The 17,271-nt window shown below is 60.7% G+C and carries 17 protein-coding genes; 7 read left to right on the top strand and 10 right to left on the bottom strand.

Going from position 1 to position 17,271, the window contains the following annotated elements; all coding sequences use genetic code 11:
* Nucleotides 1-4 precede the first annotated feature (4 nt).
* Nucleotides 5-766 carry an IclR family transcriptional regulator gene (locus G4D79_RS06635; protein ID WP_099697231.1) on the top strand — a complete coding sequence of 254 codons (762 nt, stop codon included), beginning with the start codon at nt 5-7 and terminating at the stop codon, nt 764-766.
* Here G4D79_RS06635 and helR read toward each other — a convergent pair.
* Nucleotides 728-2,944: an RNA polymerase recycling motor ATPase HelR gene (helR, locus tag G4D79_RS06640; RefSeq protein ID WP_374223442.1), complete on the bottom strand. Its 2,217-nt coding sequence runs from the start codon at nt 2,942-2,944 to the stop codon at nt 728-730. The two genes, G4D79_RS06635 and helR, sit on opposite strands and share 39 nt — an antisense overlap.
* Nucleotides 2,945-3,229: 285 nt before the next feature.
* Between helR and G4D79_RS06645 the strand changes: the two genes are divergently transcribed.
* Nucleotides 3,230-3,694 (top strand): hypothetical protein, encoded by a 465-nt coding sequence (locus G4D79_RS06645; protein ID WP_225320190.1) that lies wholly within the window; start codon nt 3,230-3,232, stop codon nt 3,692-3,694.
* Between the two features lie 13 nt (nt 3,695-3,707).
* Here G4D79_RS06645 and G4D79_RS06650 read toward each other — a convergent pair whose 3' ends face one another.
* The 7 genes from G4D79_RS06650 to G4D79_RS06680 all read right to left on the bottom strand — a co-directional run bounded on the left by G4D79_RS06650 (nt 3,708) and on the right by G4D79_RS06680 (nt 10,895).
* A complete protein-coding gene (locus tag G4D79_RS06650; RefSeq protein ID WP_099697229.1) occupies nt 3,708-4,625 on the bottom strand; it encodes a carbohydrate ABC transporter permease in 918 nt (305 codons plus the stop codon).
* A gap of 8 nt (nt 4,626-4,633) precedes the next feature.
* Nucleotides 4,634-5,584, bottom strand: coding sequence for a carbohydrate ABC transporter permease (locus G4D79_RS06655; protein ID WP_099697228.1), 951 nt, complete (start codon nt 5,582-5,584; stop codon nt 4,634-4,636).
* 9 nt (nt 5,585-5,593) lie between these two features.
* Nucleotides 5,594-6,487, bottom strand: a complete 894-nt coding sequence (locus G4D79_RS06660; RefSeq protein ID WP_099697227.1) for a phosphodiesterase — start codon at nt 6,485-6,487, stop codon at nt 5,594-5,596.
* Between the two features lie 24 nt (nt 6,488-6,511).
* Entirely contained in the window at nt 6,512-7,264 is a 753-nt protein-coding gene (locus G4D79_RS06665) for a tyrosine-protein phosphatase (RefSeq protein WP_054188317.1), read from the bottom strand.
* A gap of 50 nt (nt 7,265-7,314) precedes the next feature.
* Nucleotides 7,315-8,673, bottom strand: coding sequence for an extracellular solute-binding protein (locus G4D79_RS06670; RefSeq protein ID WP_099697226.1), 1,359 nt, complete (start codon nt 8,671-8,673; stop codon nt 7,315-7,317).
* Between the two features lie 49 nt (nt 8,674-8,722).
* The gene (locus tag G4D79_RS06675) at nt 8,723-9,853 is read right to left on the bottom strand and encodes an ABC transporter ATP-binding protein (RefSeq protein ID WP_099697225.1); all 1,131 of its coding nucleotides are present in this window, start codon (nt 9,851-9,853) and stop codon (nt 8,723-8,725) included.
* A 163-nt stretch (nt 9,854-10,016) separates the two neighbouring features.
* Complete coding sequence (locus G4D79_RS06680) at nt 10,017-10,895, bottom strand: MurR/RpiR family transcriptional regulator (protein ID WP_099697224.1); 879 nt, start codon at nt 10,893-10,895, stop codon at nt 10,017-10,019.
* Between the two features lie 180 nt (nt 10,896-11,075).
* Between G4D79_RS06680 and G4D79_RS06685 the strand changes: the two genes are divergently transcribed.
* The 3 genes from G4D79_RS06685 to G4D79_RS06695 all read left to right on the top strand — a co-directional run bounded on the left by G4D79_RS06685 (nt 11,076) and on the right by G4D79_RS06695 (nt 13,980).
* A complete protein-coding gene (locus G4D79_RS06685) occupies nt 11,076-11,312 on the top strand; it encodes a CsbD family protein (RefSeq protein ID WP_003943084.1) in 237 nt (78 codons plus the stop codon).
* A 142-nt stretch (nt 11,313-11,454) separates the two neighbouring features.
* A complete protein-coding gene (locus G4D79_RS06690) occupies nt 11,455-13,623 on the top strand; it encodes a catalase (RefSeq protein WP_099697223.1) in 2,169 nt (722 codons plus the stop codon).
* 87 nt (nt 13,624-13,710) lie between these two features.
* On the top strand, nt 13,711-13,980 hold the full coding sequence (locus G4D79_RS06695) for a Rho termination factor N-terminal domain-containing protein (RefSeq protein WP_058038440.1): 270 nt from the start codon (nt 13,711-13,713) through the stop codon (nt 13,978-13,980).
* A gap of 57 nt (nt 13,981-14,037) precedes the next feature.
* On the opposite strand, the gene G4D79_RS06700 is transcribed toward G4D79_RS06695, so the two are convergent.
* Complete coding sequence (locus tag G4D79_RS06700; RefSeq protein WP_007735689.1) at nt 14,038-14,343, bottom strand: hypothetical protein; 306 nt, start codon at nt 14,341-14,343, stop codon at nt 14,038-14,040.
* 160 nt (nt 14,344-14,503) lie between these two features.
* On the opposite strand from G4D79_RS06700, the gene G4D79_RS06705 reads away from it, so the two are divergent.
* Nucleotides 14,504-15,652 carry a glutamate--cysteine ligase gene (locus tag G4D79_RS06705; RefSeq protein ID WP_007735690.1) on the top strand — a complete coding sequence of 383 codons (1,149 nt, stop codon included), beginning with the start codon at nt 14,504-14,506 and terminating at the stop codon, nt 15,650-15,652.
* A 77-nt stretch (nt 15,653-15,729) separates the two neighbouring features.
* Nucleotides 15,730-16,257 carry a CinA family protein gene (locus G4D79_RS06710; RefSeq protein WP_099697267.1) on the top strand — a complete coding sequence of 176 codons (528 nt, stop codon included), beginning with the start codon at nt 15,730-15,732 and terminating at the stop codon, nt 16,255-16,257.
* 298 nt (nt 16,258-16,555) lie between these two features.
* On the opposite strand, the gene G4D79_RS06715 is transcribed toward G4D79_RS06710, so the two are convergent.
* Nucleotides 16,556-17,254, bottom strand: a complete 699-nt coding sequence (locus tag G4D79_RS06715) for a hypothetical protein (protein WP_234552261.1) — start codon at nt 17,252-17,254, stop codon at nt 16,556-16,558.
* Nucleotides 17,255-17,271: the final 17 nt, after the last annotated feature.

Genomic DNA, 17,271 nt, shown 5'->3' on the forward strand with positions numbered 1-17,271 from the left:
GGAGGTGACTGGCAGCGCAAACCTCGACACCGTACTCGGCAAGGCGGTGACGATCCTGCGCGCCTTCCGGGCCGACGACCACGTGTTGCCTCTGGCCACCCTGGTCCAGCGGACGGGCCTGCACAAGGCGACGGTGCACCGCCTGGCCAACGAACTGGTCGCGAACCGGCTACTCGACCGTATCGACGGTGGCTACCGGCTCAGCGGCGGCCTCTTCGAACTCGGCATGCTCGCCTCTCTCGAACGGAGCCTTCTGGAGATGGCGATGCCGTTCCTCCAGGACCTGTACGAGCGGACCCACGAGACAGTCCACCTGGGGGTCCGTGACGGCCACGACGTCGTCTATGTCGCGAAGATCGGCGGCCATCGACAAGCCAACTCCCCGTCTCGGACCGGCGGCCGGATACCGCTGTATTGCACCGCAATCGGAAAGGCGCTCCTTGCATTCTCCGACAACGAATTTCGCCGCGAAGTGTTGTCGGAACCGATGACGCGCCGAACCCCGCACACAATTGTTGCGCCCGGCATTCTCAACACCCAACTGAACCGAGTGGTCGAGACCGGTATTGCGTTCGAGCGCGAGGAATCAGCGCCGGGTCTCGCGTGCGTTGCGGCGCCGGTATTCGGAACCAATGACAAACCCGTCGCGGCCATCAGTGTCACCGGTCCCACCAGCCGCTTCGTTCCCGAGAGCCAAGTGCCTTACGTCCGCGCCGCTGCCGAAGGACTACACAGCACCATCGCTCGCCGCGAACGATTGCGGTGATCTGGCCGTCCCGACCCGGACGAGCCCGGTCAATGCGTGCGGCAATGGCCCCTCGTGTAAGACGCCGAGACGTTGGGTTGCGCGGGTGAGGGCGACATAGAGTTCAGACGCACCGCGTGGGCCGTCGGCGATGATTCGCTCCGGTTCCACGACGAGCACGGCATCGAATTCCAGACCCTTCGTTTCCGAAACCGGCACAGCGCCGGGCACACCCGCAGGTCCGATGACGACGCTCGTACCCTCGCGTCCGGCCTCGTCCTGATTGAATTCGTCGATGGCGGAGGCTAGTTCGTCGGCTGATATTTGTCTGGACCACGGCGCGATCCCGCAGGCGCGGACGGACTCGGGTGGCTGGACGTCCGGCGCGAACTCGGCGAGCAAGGCGGCGGCGACGCTCATGATCTCGGCGGGGGTGCGATAGTTCACCGACAGGGATCGGTAGATCCAGCGGCCGGGGACGTACGGCTCCATCACCGTCGCCCACGAGCGAGCACCTGCGGGCGAACGTCGTTGCGCGAGATCACCTACCACCGTGAAAGACCGGTCCGGGCAGCGGCGCATCAGGACTCGCCAGTCCATCTCGGACAGCTCTTGTGCCTCGTCGACCACGATATGCCTGTACGTCCAGTCTCGGTCAGCAGCAGCGCGTTCGGCGAGCTCCCGGGTATCGCGTTCGACGAAACGATCCGCCAGGTCCTCGGCGTACAGCATGTCCTGGGCGAGGAGATGATCCTCGTCGTCCATCAAGTCTTCACGACTGATCATCATGTCCAGCACGCCCGCTGCATACGCAGCCTCGTCGCGGCGTTCACGTTCGGCACTCTGGTCGACGGGCTTGTCCCGGCCGAGCATGTCCACCAATTCGTCGAGAAGCGGAACGTCGGACACCGTCCAGGCATCGCCCTCTCGGCGCAACAGTGTCTCGTCTGCGCCGGCCTTGCGTAGGCGTTCCGGCGAAGTAAAAAGCTGTGTCAGTAGCTCTTTCGGTGTCAAGATCGGCCAGAGTGCGTCGAGTGCGGCGGCAAACGCGTCATTCTCCGCCAACTCTGCGGTCAGATCTGCGCGCACTTGTTCCCAGGCTTCACGGTCACTGCGTGTCAACCATCCCTTGCCGATCCGCGCTATCGCCCGCTCGGTCAGTGCCCAGGTGACGATTTCGGTGAACACAGTGCGAGCGTCGTTGTGGGGGAGTCCGCTCGAACGAGCTTCTTCGCGGGCCCACTCCGCCGTTTCGGCGTCGATTCGCACTGTGACGTCCGCCAATTCGATCAACAACGGGTTCTCGGGCAATCGCTGATGATCGGCAATCGCTGCGCCGAGAACGTCCAGGATCTTCAGCGAGCCTTTGAGCCCAGCGGCCTCAGGAGCATCCTCGGCGGTGACGCGTAAACCCGGAACGAGATCACCGGTGGTCATGAACACCACGTCGGACTCGCCCAGCGAGGGCAGTACGCGGCCGATGTGGTTCAGGAACGCCGGGTTCGGCCCGACCACGAGAACGCCGTGACGTTCCATTCGCTCTCGCTGCGTGTAGAGCAGGTAGGCGACGCGGTGCAAGGCGACGACGGTTTTCCCGGTACCGGGGCCACCTTCGATCACCAGCACCCCGGGGTGTTCGAGTCGGACGATGTCGTCCTGCTCGGCCTGGATCGTGGCCACGATGTCGCGCATGCCCTCATCTCGCGGTGCGTTAACCGCAGCGAGCAAGGCGGAATCGCTGTGGGTGTCGTGTTCTGCGCCGTCAGGGCGCCCGAGTACCTCGTCGGTGAAATCGACCACGTGTCGACTGCGTGTGTGGAACTGACGGCGTCGACGCATGTTCTCCGGGTTTGCAGCGGTGGCAACGTAGAACGGGCGAGATGCCGGCGCCCGCCAATCGAGCAGCACCGGTTCGTAGTCGTTGTCCGCATCGAGAAGGCCGATTCGGCCGATGTACGAAGTCTCACCAGTCAGCGAGTCCAACCGGCCGAAGCACAGGCCGTTGTCGGCTACGTCCAGCCTCTTCACCTCTTTGGCAAGCGCGCGCACCTCTGCATCGCGTTCCATGAGTGCTTCGCCGTTTCCGCGCAGAGCGGTGCTGTACCTGCCCTTGACTCGGGCGCGCTCCGCATCGAGGCGTGCGTAGAGCCCCTCCACATAGTTCCGCTCGGAACGCAGTTCTTCTTCGTATCCCTGGATTGGCACGTGCCCTCACTTCCGCTGACTGTTCCGATCCCGTAGTAGGTCGTGCGGGATCGGAAGAGCCATTCTGCGGCACTACCCGGGCCTTGCCGCAAGGCCCCCGGTGAGATATACATTGATAGTGGAAGGGAGTGTCGATCCTCCCCCGCTTTTTCCAACAGATCCTCTCGCAACCCCCAGACTGGTGCACGGCTCCGCGCCTGGTCGATGTTTGGACCCCGAGTGCCACGGGTACAAATCCAGTGACCGGTGTTCCAAAATCGGTTCCCCTCATGAACTTACGTGGATCGAGGGATTGTGAAGGCGATACTGGCAACGGCCGCGAGCATCCTTCTGGTGGTTGCCTTGGCCGTCGCCGTCTTGCTTCTCCTTTCCGGATCACCGCGCGAAGGTACTTCGCACGAGCTCGCCGATACGGTTCACACGATCGGTGGGAAGCCGACAACCTGCACCGAGTTGTTCGGTGAAACATGCAGCTTTGCTTTGCAGTCGGACTACAACCAGTGGGGACAAAACCTCGAGGGTTTTGTCAATGCCGGGACCCTCGGACCTTTCGCCCGCAGTATCGGCTTCGTGGCGGAGGCGAAACTGAGCTTGCAGGCATGCGAAGTCAGCGCAACCGCCGGGCGGACGATTCTCGATTTCTACACTCTCGCCGAGATCGACCACCCCACGGCCACCACCACCGACCTCTTCCCCTTCTGGAACGAGTCCCGCCAATTCCTGTGCCCGGTAAACAGTTTTTGAGAACGGGTGATCGCTACTTGAGGCCGGACTGAACAAATGCGTCGCGCACGTAGCGCTGAAGGAAGAGATAGATCAGGAAGATCGGCAGACACGCGAGTCCGGACGCCGCCATGATGGCGCCCCAGTTGTTCCCCTCGGCGCCGAGGAAGCTACGGATACCGATCTGCAGCACGGAATTCGACTGACGCATGATCAGCGCGGGCCAAAGGTACTCGTTCCAGGCCGAGATGAACAGCATGATGCCGAGTGCTGCGAGAGCGGGCTTCATGTTGGGCAGCACGACCTTCCACAGCGTTGCCCACGAGTTCTGTCCGTCGATCTGACTGGCGTCCAGTAACTCCCGTGGAAATGCCTCCATATGCTGACGCATCAGCAGAACTCCGAAAGCCGAGCACAAGTTCGGGATCACGATGCCTGCGACGGTGTTGAGCAAGCCCATCTGGGAAATGAGAAGGTAGTTGGGGATCATCGTGACCTGAAACGGAACCAGCCACGACCCGACGAAGAGCAGAAACAACGCTTGTTTGCCGAAGAAGTTCCACCGCGCGAACCCGTACGCGGCAAGGATTGCGACGAACAGCTGGCTGACCGACATGGCCAAAGCCATGGTGAAGGTGTTCACCATCATCGACGCCATCGGGATCGTGTTCCACACGTAGCGGAAGTTCTCGAGGCTGAAAGGCGAGGGGAGGGGACTCGCCGACAGAGAATCGTCGGGGCGACGAAAGGCCGTGGTGAACAGCCAGTAGATCGGGAAAATGCTGAACACGGTCACGGCCGCGAGGACAACATGCCCGAGCACTCGCCGCGTTCGAGAGCGGGACCGGACCGGTCCGTCATTGCTCTTGCTCCGTGTGTCGAGGTGTTCCACCGCCGGAGTTGCACCGGGACCATGCGTCTGGCTGGGTGCGTCGACCAGAACAAATGCCATGTCAGTTCCTAATTGTCGTAGAAGCTCAGTCGGTCCGACAGGCGGACGAAGATGACGGCGATGATTCCGAAGCCGACGAAGAAGAGAGTGCCTGCGGCTGCTGACAGTCCGGCGTCGAAGTTCTGGAAACCGAACTGGTACAACAGGTAGTAGATGTTCGTGGACGCACCGCTCGGTCCACCCTGGGTGAGAATGTCGATCACGGGGTACGCCCACTGCGCACCCAGCAGAATCGTCATGAGGGCGAGGAAGACCAGTGTCGGGGAGAGCAGTGGCAGCGTTATCTTTCGGGTGATCGTCGCCTCGGATGCGCCGTCGAGTGACGCTGCCGAAGCGTAGTCCGGGTTGATGCCGGCAAGCCCAGCCGAGATGACCAGGACACCGAAGCCGAGCATTTGCCATCCGACGATCACGACGACGCCTAGCAGTGCGAATTTCGGATCACGAAAGATGTTGCCCATCTCTATTCCCCACGTTGCGGCCACCCGTGGGATTGCGCCGCCGTCGGGATTGAAGAGCCAACGCCAGACGGCACTGCCCGCGATCGGTGTCACCAGGAACGGGACAAAGATCAGAGCTTGATAGATCGTCTTGGACCGTCCGGATATCCGCTTGGACACCAACGCGATGACGATCGGCAGCAACAGCGAGAACACCATGAAGGCGAGTGTGTAGACCACGGTGTTTCGTAGTGCCTGATGCAACTCGGGCAACGACAGAACACGCGTGTAATTATCCAGTCCTACAGCCACTTTGGGAGTGGTGGGAATCATGTTCCACTTGTAGAAGGACAGATTGACAGTCTCGCCGAGTGGCTTGTAGATCCACGCGATCAATAACACCACAGCCGGCAGTAGGTACAGGTAAGGCACCAAGGCGCGGGGCGCCCACCCGGAACGGGCCGGGTGCGCCGCTACGGCACGCTCCGACCCGCCGGTGCTTGGAACTTCGACAAACATGTTCGAAACTCAATTCGCCAGTGCAGCAGAGGGACTGGACGAATTGTTCGCAGGAACCAGCTTGGAGATCGCCTCCGCAAGATACTCCGCGCTCACTTCGTATACAGTTGCCGACTCCTCTACCGGAACTACCGTGTGCAGAACCCGATCTCGGAACACATGGACCATGTTGAATGCCTGTGCACCGTCGCGGCCGCGCATGCTGCCCTTGTTCGCAAGAAGATCCTGTGTGTAGCAGGTCGCTGAGGCAACCGAGACGGGAATTCCGGCGAAGGTACAGGTGGTCGAGTAGTGCAGGTGGCCAGCGAGGATACCGCGAACGTCGGTTCCCTCGAGTACCGTGGCAAGTCTGTTCTGCTCCTTCAGTTCCACCAAAGTGAGCACATCCAGAACCGACGGGACTGGCGGATGGTGCAGCGCGAGAAGGGTTCCGTGTGGTGCGGGTACAGCCAGAACCTCTTCGAGCCAAGCGAGCTGTTCGTCGGTGATCAGGCCGTGATGGCTTCCGGGAACAGTGCTGTCCAACACGACGATGCGGAGGCCGTTCACGTCGACCACCGAGTCGACGGATTCCTGGGTCGGAGCGGTATCCAGCAGGCCGCTACGGAATGCCGGGCGTGCGTCGTGATTCCCCATGACCCAAATCACCTTTGCGCCTAGCTGTTCGGCGGCCGGTTCGACGATCCGGCGCAGTCGCACGTATGCCTCGGGTTCCCCCATGTCGGCCAGATCGCCGGTGAAGACGATAGCCTCAGGACGCTGGCCAGTCCGTTCCAGTCGCTCGAAGATGCGTGCCAGATTGGCATCGCTGTCCACGGAATCGTGGAGAAGATCTCCGTCGGTGACGAAGTGAGTATCGCTGAGGTGCAAGATGTAGTGATCGGGTTCGCCGTACTGGGACATGAAAAATTCTCCTTCAAGTGTGTGTCAGTTGACCAGTGCAAGATGTAGGCGGTCGAGTTCTTCGGAGCTCATTCCGTGGGCAAGAAGGTAATCGGACGCACTTCCGTACGAATCGTCGATGGTTTGCAGGCTTGCACGCATGAGCGCAGCCGGGCTTGCCCCGACGAGCTGGGCGAGGTTCTCCCCGTCGCCGATGCCGTATTCGCGCATCCTGACGGCCATGGCCGTTGCCCACTCGCCGGCCAACATGACCTCCGAGAGCGAATAGTCCGCGACGATGTCGCGGTAGTCAACGCCGACCGCTGCCAGAGCGAGTGCAACGACGAGGCCGGTACGGTCTTTGCCTGCCGTGCAGTGCACGAGTACTGCGCTGTCGTCGGACTCTGCTATTGCGCGTACAGCTCGAACCAGTCGGACACCGCATTGATCGATGACCTTCGCGTAGATTGCTGCGAGGTCCAAACTTGTTTCTCGAGAGTTTATTTCGCTCTCGAAGATGGGCAGGTGGAGTTGCTGGAGGTCAAGTCCTCCGAGAGCGTTCGGTGCTGTGTCCAACTCTTCCTGCTCGCGCAGGTCGATGACGAAGGCCAGCCCACGGGCGCGGAGGATCTCGCGGTCAGCTTGATCGAGTCGATGAAGAGCGTCCGCACGAAAGAGCTTGTTCCACTTGGTGCTGAGGCCGTCGCGGGTAGCGTATCCGCCCACGTCGCGAAAGTTGTAGGTGCCGTTCAGGTCGAGCCGACGATTGGCCCGCTGAACCGGAAGAGCTGTAGTCATAGTTGTTCCCGATTCGGAAGTGATGTTCGCTGGAATTGGAATGGACCGTGTCAGCCGATCAAGGCCTGAGCCCGTTGCTGCGCGGCTTGCATGGTCGCTTTCGGGTCCTTGCCGTAGAACACGGATTCCTCGATGGCTTGCGCGAGAATGTCGTCGACCTGGACGTAGCTGTTGCCGGGGTACGACTGCCACGGCTGAAGCGAGTCGAGCTGCTTGAGGTTGGGCGCCAGTAGCGGATTGCTGTCGGCCCATGGCTTGAGTGCAGCAGGATCCTGTGTCAGCGAAGAGCGGAGAGGCAGGTATCCGATCTTGGTGGAGATCTGTGTGTACGCGTGATCGCTGGTCATGAATTTGATCAGTTCCCAAGCAGCGCGGGCCTTTGCCGGGTCTTGCGAGAAGACGGAGAGGACCGAACCTGAATTGGTGGGGACCGCTGCGTGCCCGTCGAAGGCAGGCATCGCGGTAGCGCGCAGATCCCAACCCGCCTTGGCCGCAGAACTGACAAACATGCCTTGCAGCGCAGACGTGTTGAGATCGATCGCGATGTCGCCCTTTGCGAAACCTTCGTACTGTGTGGCCGAATCCGCGTTCACCAAGACTCCGTCCTCGTAGAGTCCACGAAGCATGGAGACTGCCGACACTGAGGCAGGCTCGCCGAATTCGATGGTCTTGCGATCTTCGGACAACACACCCCCTCCGGCCGATTTGAAGAGTGCCTGCATACACCAGCTGCCACCCTTGACCGAACAGCTCACTCCGAGCGACGGCTTTCCTGTCTTGGCGGTCACTGCCTTTGCGGCAGCGGCAACCTTGCTCCAGGTGGAGAGATCGGTATCGGCCGGGAGCCCGGCCTCGGTCAGTGCGGTGGAGTTGTAAAACAATGTCGGGGTGGAGAACACGTACGGAACGCCGTAGGTTTCCCCATTCCAGTCGCCGAGTGTTGCAGCTCTGGGGTGGAAGGGATGGTCGCCGCCGAAGTTCGCCTGCACTGCGTCCTTGCCGACGAGTTCGTCGAGATTTCTTGCTTTCAGCGCGGTGACGGCGAAATCAAGTGTGTCGAAGGTCAATTGAGCGACATCGGGTGGCGAACCGGCGAGCATCTGTGTTTGCACGCTGCTCGCGGTGCCGGAACCGGCCGCACCACCGCTCTGCGGCGGCTGAGCTTTGACGTGGATGTTCGGGTGGGCGGCCTCGAAGTCGGAGATGAGACCGGTGACGGTGTCTGTCCACAAACCTGCCTGGGCAAGGTTGTAGGACTCGAAGACGATGTCGACCTGCTGATTCGGGTCGAGTTCCGGAACCTGTACTGCGGAATCGGAGCCGCCGGTGGTGGCACCTCCCGTGGCACATCCGGCAAGGGCGAGGGATGCCGCCAATGCTGTGGCGATCTTCCATCGTGTTTTGCGCATGACAAATCTCCTGGTGGTGGAATGCAGTGTCAGAGGATGAGTTGAAGGTTCAGCTGAGAACGGATGAATCAAGGTCCAATGTTGCTGGTATGTCCAGCCATTCGAGTCGCCGTCCGCTGGATCGGTCGAAGAGGTGAAGATGGCGCAGTTCGGCGGACAGCACCGCGGGCCGACCCTCGTGAAGTGCGATCGGTCGCGGAGCGCGCACGCAGATCGTGGTCGACCCGACCAGACAGTAGGCCACTTGCTCGCTTCCGAGGTTCTCGACCGAAGTGACGTCGACGGTGATACGCGCACCGGTTCCGGAATCCGTGCCTGGATGTATCGGTGTGAGGTGTTCGGGACGAATGCCGAGTACGACGTCGCGCGAATCGGTCTCCCCTGACCAGAGTGAGGCTTCGATTCCTTCTGCCGAAACCCTCACTTGCCCGTCCGTCGAGAATGCTCTCGCATCAACAAGATTCATGGCTGGACTGCCCAGGAATCCTGCGACGAACACCGATGCCGGACGATCGTAGACATCCTCCGGGGTGCCGAGTTGCTCGAGCCTGCCATGGTTGAGCAGTGCGATACGCGTCGCCATTGTCATTGCCTCGACCTGGTCGTGGGTGACGTAGACGAAGGTGGCACCCAACCGTCGGTGGAGGTCGGTGAGCTCACGACGGGTCGCCGTTCTGAGCTTCGCGTCGAGATTCGACAGAGGTTCGTCCATCAAGAACGCCTTCGGATTTCGAACGATCGCGCGTCCCACCGCCACTCGCTGACGCTGGCCACCAGACAACTCCTTCGGCTTGCGCTCCAGCAGATGTGCGATCTCGAGCTGCTGTGCTACCTCCTCGACACGCGCTACTGCGGAGGCTTTGTCGATCTTCTTCACCTTCAAGGGGAATCCGAGGTTCTTTGCCACGGAGAGGTGAGGGTAGAGCGCATAGTTCTGGAACACCATCGCGACGTCGCGTCGACGCGCGGGAGCGGTGGTGATGTCTTCGTCGTCGAGCAATATCCGGCCGCTGGTCGGTTCCAGCAGGCCGGCGAGCATCCTCAGCAGTGTCGTCTTACCGCAGCCACTGGGCCCGAGGAGGACCAGGAAATCGCCGTCACGAACATCGATGTCGATGTTGTCGACTGCGGTGACATCTGCGAACTTCCGACTCAGATTCTCTATTCGAATCCTGCCCATTGGCTTCTCCCGATGAAATGACGTTACCCAATCGCATCGAATTGGGAATTTTCGTTACATCGGAAGTTAGCCAGTCGAAGGTGAACGGCGATCGAACGCTGTCGTAAATGTCCGTAATTCTCAGGGCAACTATTCGGGCCGGAACGTAGGGAGGATCCGAATTTCAGCTAGTGGAACCGTGATTGAGGATTCCGATCACATGCTCGAGGGTCTGGGCGGCAGCTTCCGCCGACCCGCCGCGTCGTTCACTGACGGCGATCTGGAGGCCGATCAGAAAGGTCAGCTGGATGACGGTTGCCGAAGCGCCGTGCGCGCCCCACGGCCCGGTTCCGCCACCGAGAACCAGGCCCATGTCGGCCAGTTCCACCAGTGGGGAACGTGCGTATCCGGTCACGCCGATGACGGTGGCGCCGGCCTCTTTCGCGGCATGGGCCGGTTGGAGGGTCAACGAGTTGAGTCCACTGTCACTGATCGCCAGACAGACGTCTCGAGAGGTGAGGTGGCGGGCTGTCAGCTGCTGCATCACTGCATCGGTGGGTGCTTCCGCGGCCCGTCCGTTCAGGATGAACCGCACAGCCACTGCGGATGCCGACGGCCCGGATACCCCGTTTCCCACAACGAGTACGCGGTCGGCGTCGGCGATGGCTTCGACGGCCTGGTCGAAAGCATCGCGATCCAGTGGTGTGAGTGCTCCGCCGAGATCGGCCGCCACTTCGCCGAATACCGCTTGCATCAGCCCTATGCTGTCCTTGGTGTGCGATGCATCCTGCACGCGTGATTCCGTAGCGCCGAGATCTCTGAGCAGCAGCATCCGCAGATGCTGAAAGCCTTTGAATCCGAGATTCTGACACGCTCGAATAACCGTTGCTGTCGACGTGGACGCGTGCTCGGCCACATCTGCCGCCGACCACCAGGCGAACTCCTTGGGCCGGGCTATGCAGATGTCCGCGACGCGTCGCTCGCTCGGAGCCAGGTTGGGCGCAAGCGCGCGAATCGTGGACAGCGTTCCGCCCACGGGGGGATCGGTCTGTAACTGGCTCATGAGCACTGAATAACACACGAGAGTGAACGGCACTCCTCTCCGTGGCCGCTTCTTGTACGCGTTGCGCCGTGTCGGTGCACGGATGTTTATGCGAATTTCGACGGGGTAGGGCCTTCTGTGTGGGAGTCCTGCCTGTGTGGGAGCCCTGAGCAACAATCCGAAACGTATTGGAGGGTCAACGTGCCAGATGACAAGAGCGGTCCCAGCGAGGGAATCAAAGGCGTCGTAGAGGACGTCAAGGGTAAGGCCAAGGAAGCCGTGGGTGCGGTTTCCGGAAACGACAGTTTGACCCGAGAGGGCCGCGCCCAGCAGGACAAGGCCGAAAGCCAGCGAGAAGTCGCGAAGAAAGAGGCAGAAGCCGAGAAGGCTCGCGCAGAAGCGGCCGCGGACGAAGCGCGACAGAAGTCCGAGCAATAGCCCTGACGCACTCGTCACCCTCGGCCTGGAATTGATCCCAGCCGGGGGTGAGTCGTGGCTCCGCGTTCAGTTTGAAATCTCGACTTACATAAGGCGTAACAAGATTCTTGCGCCCAGCATGACGATCAAGAGGAGCTGTTCGATGCCTTCATCTCAGTCCGTCCCAGGTGCACCGGCCCCGAAAGCGCCGGACCTGAAAGAGCCGGTCAAGCCTCGACAGCCGTTGCCGCCCAAGGATGACCAGCGGCAGCCGGAGGTGCGTACTGTCGCGGGTGCCGAGGAGAAGGTGAAGGGAAACGGTCGCGGCCAGCGGGGGGAGTACCTCACCACCGCAACCGGTACACGTCTCTACGAGACCGACCACTCACTCACTGCCGGCGAGCGCGGCCCGACTCTTCTTCAAGACCACCACCTGCGTGAGAAGATCACACACTTCGATCACGAGCGAATTCCGGAGCGCGTCGTCCACGCCCGCGGGGCGGCTGCACACGGAACGTTCCTGGCGAATGGCGCGGCCGAAAACATCTGTAAAGCATCGGTGTTCGCTTCCGGTGCTCGAACCCCGGTGTTCGTGCGGTTCTCGACGGTGCTGGGTTCACGAGGTTCGGCGGACACCGTACGCGACACACGCGGTTTCGCCACCAAGTTCTACACCGACGAAGGTGTCTTCGACCTGGTGGGCAACAACATCCCGGTGTTCTTCATTCAGGACGGCATCAAATTCCCGGACATCATCCATGCCGCGAAGCCCCACCCGGACCGCGAGATTCCGCAGGCGCAGAGCGCGCACGACACTTTCTGGGATTTCGTGTCGCTGCACACCGAGGCCACGGCGCACACATTGTGGAACATGTCCGATCGCGGCATCCCGCGCTCCTATCGCATGATGGAGGGCTTCGGTATTCACACGTTCAGGCTCGTGAATGCCGACGGCGAGACGAATCTGGTGAAATTCCACTGGAAGCCGGCCGCCGGAGTGCATTCACTCGTGTGGGAGGAAGCGCAGATCGCCGGCGGTGTGGATCCGGATTTCCATCGACGCGATCTTGCCGACGCCATCGAGGCGGGCGCATATCCGTCCTGGGATCTGGGCGTGCAGGTGTTCCCTGATACCGAAGACGAAATGTTCGAAGGCATAGATCTATTGGATCCCACCAAGATCGTGCCCGAAGAACTCGCGCCGGTTCAGGTCATCGGAACGATGACACTCGACGCCAATCCGACGAACTTCTTCGCCGAGACCGAGCAGGTTGCATTCCATCCGGGTCACTTGGTTCCGGGTGTCGACATCACCAACGATCGTCTCCTGCAGGCACGTTTGTTCTCGTACCTCGACACCCAGATCACGCGACTCGGTGGCCCCAATTTCGATCAGATCCCGATCAACCGTCCTCACGCGCCTGTCAACGACATGCTTCGCGACGGCTTTCACCAGGACGGTGTGCATACCGGAGTCGCGCCGTACCATCCCAATTCGTTGGACGGTGGGTGCCCGTTCTTGGCCTCGGCGGACAGCGCGGCCTATATCGAGGTGCCCGAGCAAGTTTCAGGGCGAAAGGTGAGGCAGGCGCCGGCATCGTTCGACGATCACTTCTCGCAAGCTCGACTCTTCTATCGCAGTCTCTCCCCTGTCGAACAGGAGCACGTCGCGCAGGCGTATACCTTCGAATTGGGTAAGTGCTACGAGGAGAACATCAAGACCCGGAATCTGGGCATCTTGGCAAATATCGACGCGGGTCTCGTGTCGATCGTCGCAGGGGGGCTTGGCCTTCCGGTTCCCGAACCGACCGAGCCGTTGAGTGATCCGGAGCTCAGCCCTGCACTGTCCCAGGTTGGTGCGGAATGGCCGGTAGACGGAAGGATCATCGCACTACTGGTCGATGAGAACTCCGATCTCGAAACGGTTGTCGCCGTTCGAGACAAGATCTTCGACGCCGGCATGGTGCCGCTGATCCTCGGCCCGCACGGCGGAACCATCGGGGACGGTGACGACGCGGTGACGGTGCAGCGAACGTACCTCACAGCTCGTTCGATCGAATTCGATGCAATCCTGCTGAGCGGCGACGTTTCTCGGATCGGCGAGGGCAAGTTGGATCCACGGGTGGAGACTCTGCTGAACGAAATGTATCGTCACAGCAAGGCAATTGGTGGTTGGGGAGAGAGCATGAGTGCGCTGGCTGCGGCCGGTATCGACGAGTCTGCATTGGGAGTCGTCGTCGATGCAGACGCGGAAGGAGCGCTCGCCTCGCTGGCTCAGCTTCTGAAGACGCACCGCGTGTGGGGGCGTTTCGAGGTGCCGCCTACATCCTGAGTGCCGACGTACGTTCGAACCTGCGGTGTGGCCGAATTGCCAGTTCGGCCACACCGTCGGAGTGAAGACGAGTGAAGGGACGAAACAGTGGCTCGCAAGGACTCACAACCTCAACTCAAGGATCAAGAACTCTACGAAGAGCTACGCGAGAAGGGCGATTCCAAGGAGAAGGCGGCCCGAATCTCCAATGCGGCCGCCAATCGAGGGCGGTCGAATGTCGCCAAGTCCGGCGGACAATCCTCGCCGTACGAGGAGTGGACAGTCGACGAGCTGAAGAAACGTGCCAAGGAACTCGATCTGCACGGCTATTCGAAGCTGAACAAGAGTGAGCTGATCGAGCAGCTCCGCACTCACTGAGCTGTGTTCTGCTCGAGTCGTATTCTGCTTGAGCAGAATACGACTCGAGCGGTCGGTTCAGTGCCCTTCTTGATCGAAGAGTTCCTGACCTTCCAGTCGTTTGACCCGTCGGTGTTCCATCAAGATGGCCAGTGTTCCGACGATGAAGGACACCACACACACGACGCCGGCAATGACTGCCCAACCACGAAATCCGTAACCTGCTGCCACCAAGGTCAATCCGAGTGTTGCCAGACCCAGCCCGATCAGCAGGTATCCGGGATAGTTGCGACCGTCGCTGATTGCCTCCCCTACGTGCGATCGATTTGTGTGTTCGTCATCTACCGGTGAACTTTCGCTCGCGTTTGTCACGGCACACTCCATCCTGAGCTCATGAAGACTTGCGATTCTTCGCTCGTCGTCGGTCCACAGGGCAACTACCCGATCGGTGACTGGATGAAACGGTCGGAGTAGTGCCGAAAGGGGTAGAAGGTCGTACGCTCGAAGTATCGGATGTGGATGAAAACCGGTGCGAGGAAGCCCTATGAACGCGAAGCCGACTCCCGACATATTCTCGGTAGGTACACCGACTCTCGGTGTCGAAGAGGAGTTCTTGCTCTGCGATCCGCAGACTGGACATCCCACTCTGCGCAACTCCGAGGTTGCTGCCGCCGGGCGGGAACTCGGTATCTCGCTGCAACTCGAACTCACGCGCTGTCAGGTGGAGACGTCCACGTCTATCGGAAACCATATTCGTGATCTTCGTGATCAACTCTGTGAGTCGCGTGCCGTCACCGCCGACGCCGCTGCCCGTGTGGGTTGTCAACTCATCGCAGTCGGGACGCCGTTCTACGATCCGCCGGTAGACGAGATCACTCAAACGTCGCGATACCAGCGAATGGCCGGTCAATTCAGAGCGATCACCGAAGGTGTGATGTGTGGTTGCCACATTCATGTCGGTGTGGAAGATCGAGAACGATCGGTCCAGATCATCAACCATCTGCGCCCATGGTTACCGACCTTGTTGGCACTGACGGCGAACTCTCCGATCAGCGCCGGTCGCGATACCGGTTATGCGAGTTGGCGTTACGTTCTGTTCGGCCGATGGCCCAGTTCGGGTCCGCCGCCCTACTTCGAGTCCGTGGCGCACTACGAAGATGCTGTTGCAGCAATGCTGGAGACAGGGGTCATTCTCGATCCACACATGGTCTATTGGGATGTGCGCATGTCGGATCACCTTCCCACCGTGGAGATTCGGATCAGCGACGTGCCCGCCACCGTGGAGGAGACGATGACTCTGGCCACACTGGTGCAGGCACTCGTCGGTACCGCATCCGCCGCGATCACGAAAGGTGAAGCAGCGCCTGCTGTCGATCACGAGCTACTCCGCGCGGCTTGCTGGCGGGCGGCGCGTGACGGACTCGACGGGAGGTCGCTGGACGTGGAATCCGTGCGCTTGCTGACTGCACACCAGGCGGTTCGGCAATTGGTGGATCACGTCGAACCTGCGTTGACTGCATTCGGAGAATTCGAGCAGGTCACGGCCTCCTTGGACAAGGTGTTCAGCAACGGAAACGGGGCGATCGTGCAGCGCCGTCAACTCACGCGTCGGTCACGTGTAGCTGATGTGATCGACGAGTGCGCTCGACGCACTTTCGAAGGGTGCAGTTCGCAAGGGGGCAGTGAGCTGTAAGGCACGGTTGGAATGGGCATTCGAGAACTTTCAATGTCTTGTCGAAGTCACCGATCGGACTGCAGGAGGAGGAACATATGAATGGCGATCCACGACCCGAGCTTCCGTCGGGCAAGGATCTCGACGATATGTGCAGGCAATTGGCTGCGGCAGTAGAGGAACACGGTCTGTCGGTGGCGACGGCGGAATCGTTGACTGCCGGGAACATCGCCGCACATCTGGGAAAGGCGCCGGACGCCGGATCGTGGTTTTGTGGTGGGATCGTCGCGTACACCCGCGAGGTGAAACATTCCGTACTTCATGTTCCGGACGGGCCAGTGGTCTGCGAAGAGGCAGCCAGGGTCATGGCGCACAGCACCGCCACACTGATGGGTGCGTCGCTAACGCTGGCCGTCACCGGTGAAGCCGGTCCTAATACCCAGGAGAACGATCGACCCGGAACTGTGTGGTTCGGAGTCGTCGACCATGGGACCGCCGAAACGGAGAAGCAGGTTTTCTCGGGCGACCCCGAAGCTGTCCTCGGTGCAACTGTCGAGCACGCGATCCAACTACTTCTGCGTCACGCATCCGGTCGCCACACACCGAGTTCGAGAGTTGTGAACTAGTCGAGTTTTCAACTCTTCGAACGGTTCTTCTTGTGACGACCTGTGTGTTTCGCAGGCGCCTGCGCGGTTGGAACCAGATGACCGTCGGCCGTGTATTTTTCGACTACGAGGTTCTTGCTGACTCCTCGGTTCGCATCCACTGCGCAAGTGATTGCTTCCTTGTCGGAATTGAAAGGTTCCTCGGTCGAAGAGCCGTCGGGCATCGTGATTTTGTACCGATCCATACATCGACTATTGCGGGTTGATCCGTCTCCGACAACCCGAGTTCACGGAAATATCGGTCTGGGAGTCAGGCGGATCAGCGGGTCCAATACTCTTCGGGACGTTGACCCGGACGGAATCCGTAGTGCGCGAGCATCGCGGTCGCTTCCGGAAAATTGGCTGCCAGAGCTTCGGGCACATGTGCATCGCTGCCGAATGTCACCGCTTTACCTCCCTCTTCGCCCCACCATTGGGGTATCCAGGGCCACAGCCGACGGGTGTTCATCTCGAGGATCCGGTCGCTGTCGGCGATGGCGCGCATCGCATTTCGGAATCCCTCTTCGAATCGACGGGGATCGAAAGGTCCGGCACTTTCGATCGGCCATGCACGCACCGCGTAGTCGATATGGGCGAACACCTCGAAGGTCCGAGAGCCAGCCACCATACGCCGGATCTCATCGAGGTATGCCCACATGACTTCGTCGGCGCTCCACTTTCGAAACAGAGTGTTCGGTTCACTCCGATCGTCGCCGACCTCAAGCGTGTGCAAGGAACCCACTACCCGGTCGATGACACCGAGATCAAGGAGGTGCGACGCCTGCGCTTCGTGCAGGTGCGGTTGTCCGAACTCGACGCCGGTGAGTATCCGCAATTCAGGAAAACGGTGTCGGCATCGTTCGATGCTGTCGAGATAGCCGTCGACGTCCAGGATCGGTGCGCGCGCAAGTCTGTTGCATTCGTCCGGATGCGTGCGACAGCGGTCCGCCGGTGTCCCACGACCACTCGCTGTGAACATGACTGTCCGCGGGTAGT

The organism is Rhodococcus sp. WY5 (assembly GCF_018588185.1).
GTDB classification, from domain to species: domain Bacteria; phylum Actinomycetota; class Actinomycetes; order Mycobacteriales; family Mycobacteriaceae; genus Rhodococcus_F; species Rhodococcus_F qingshengii.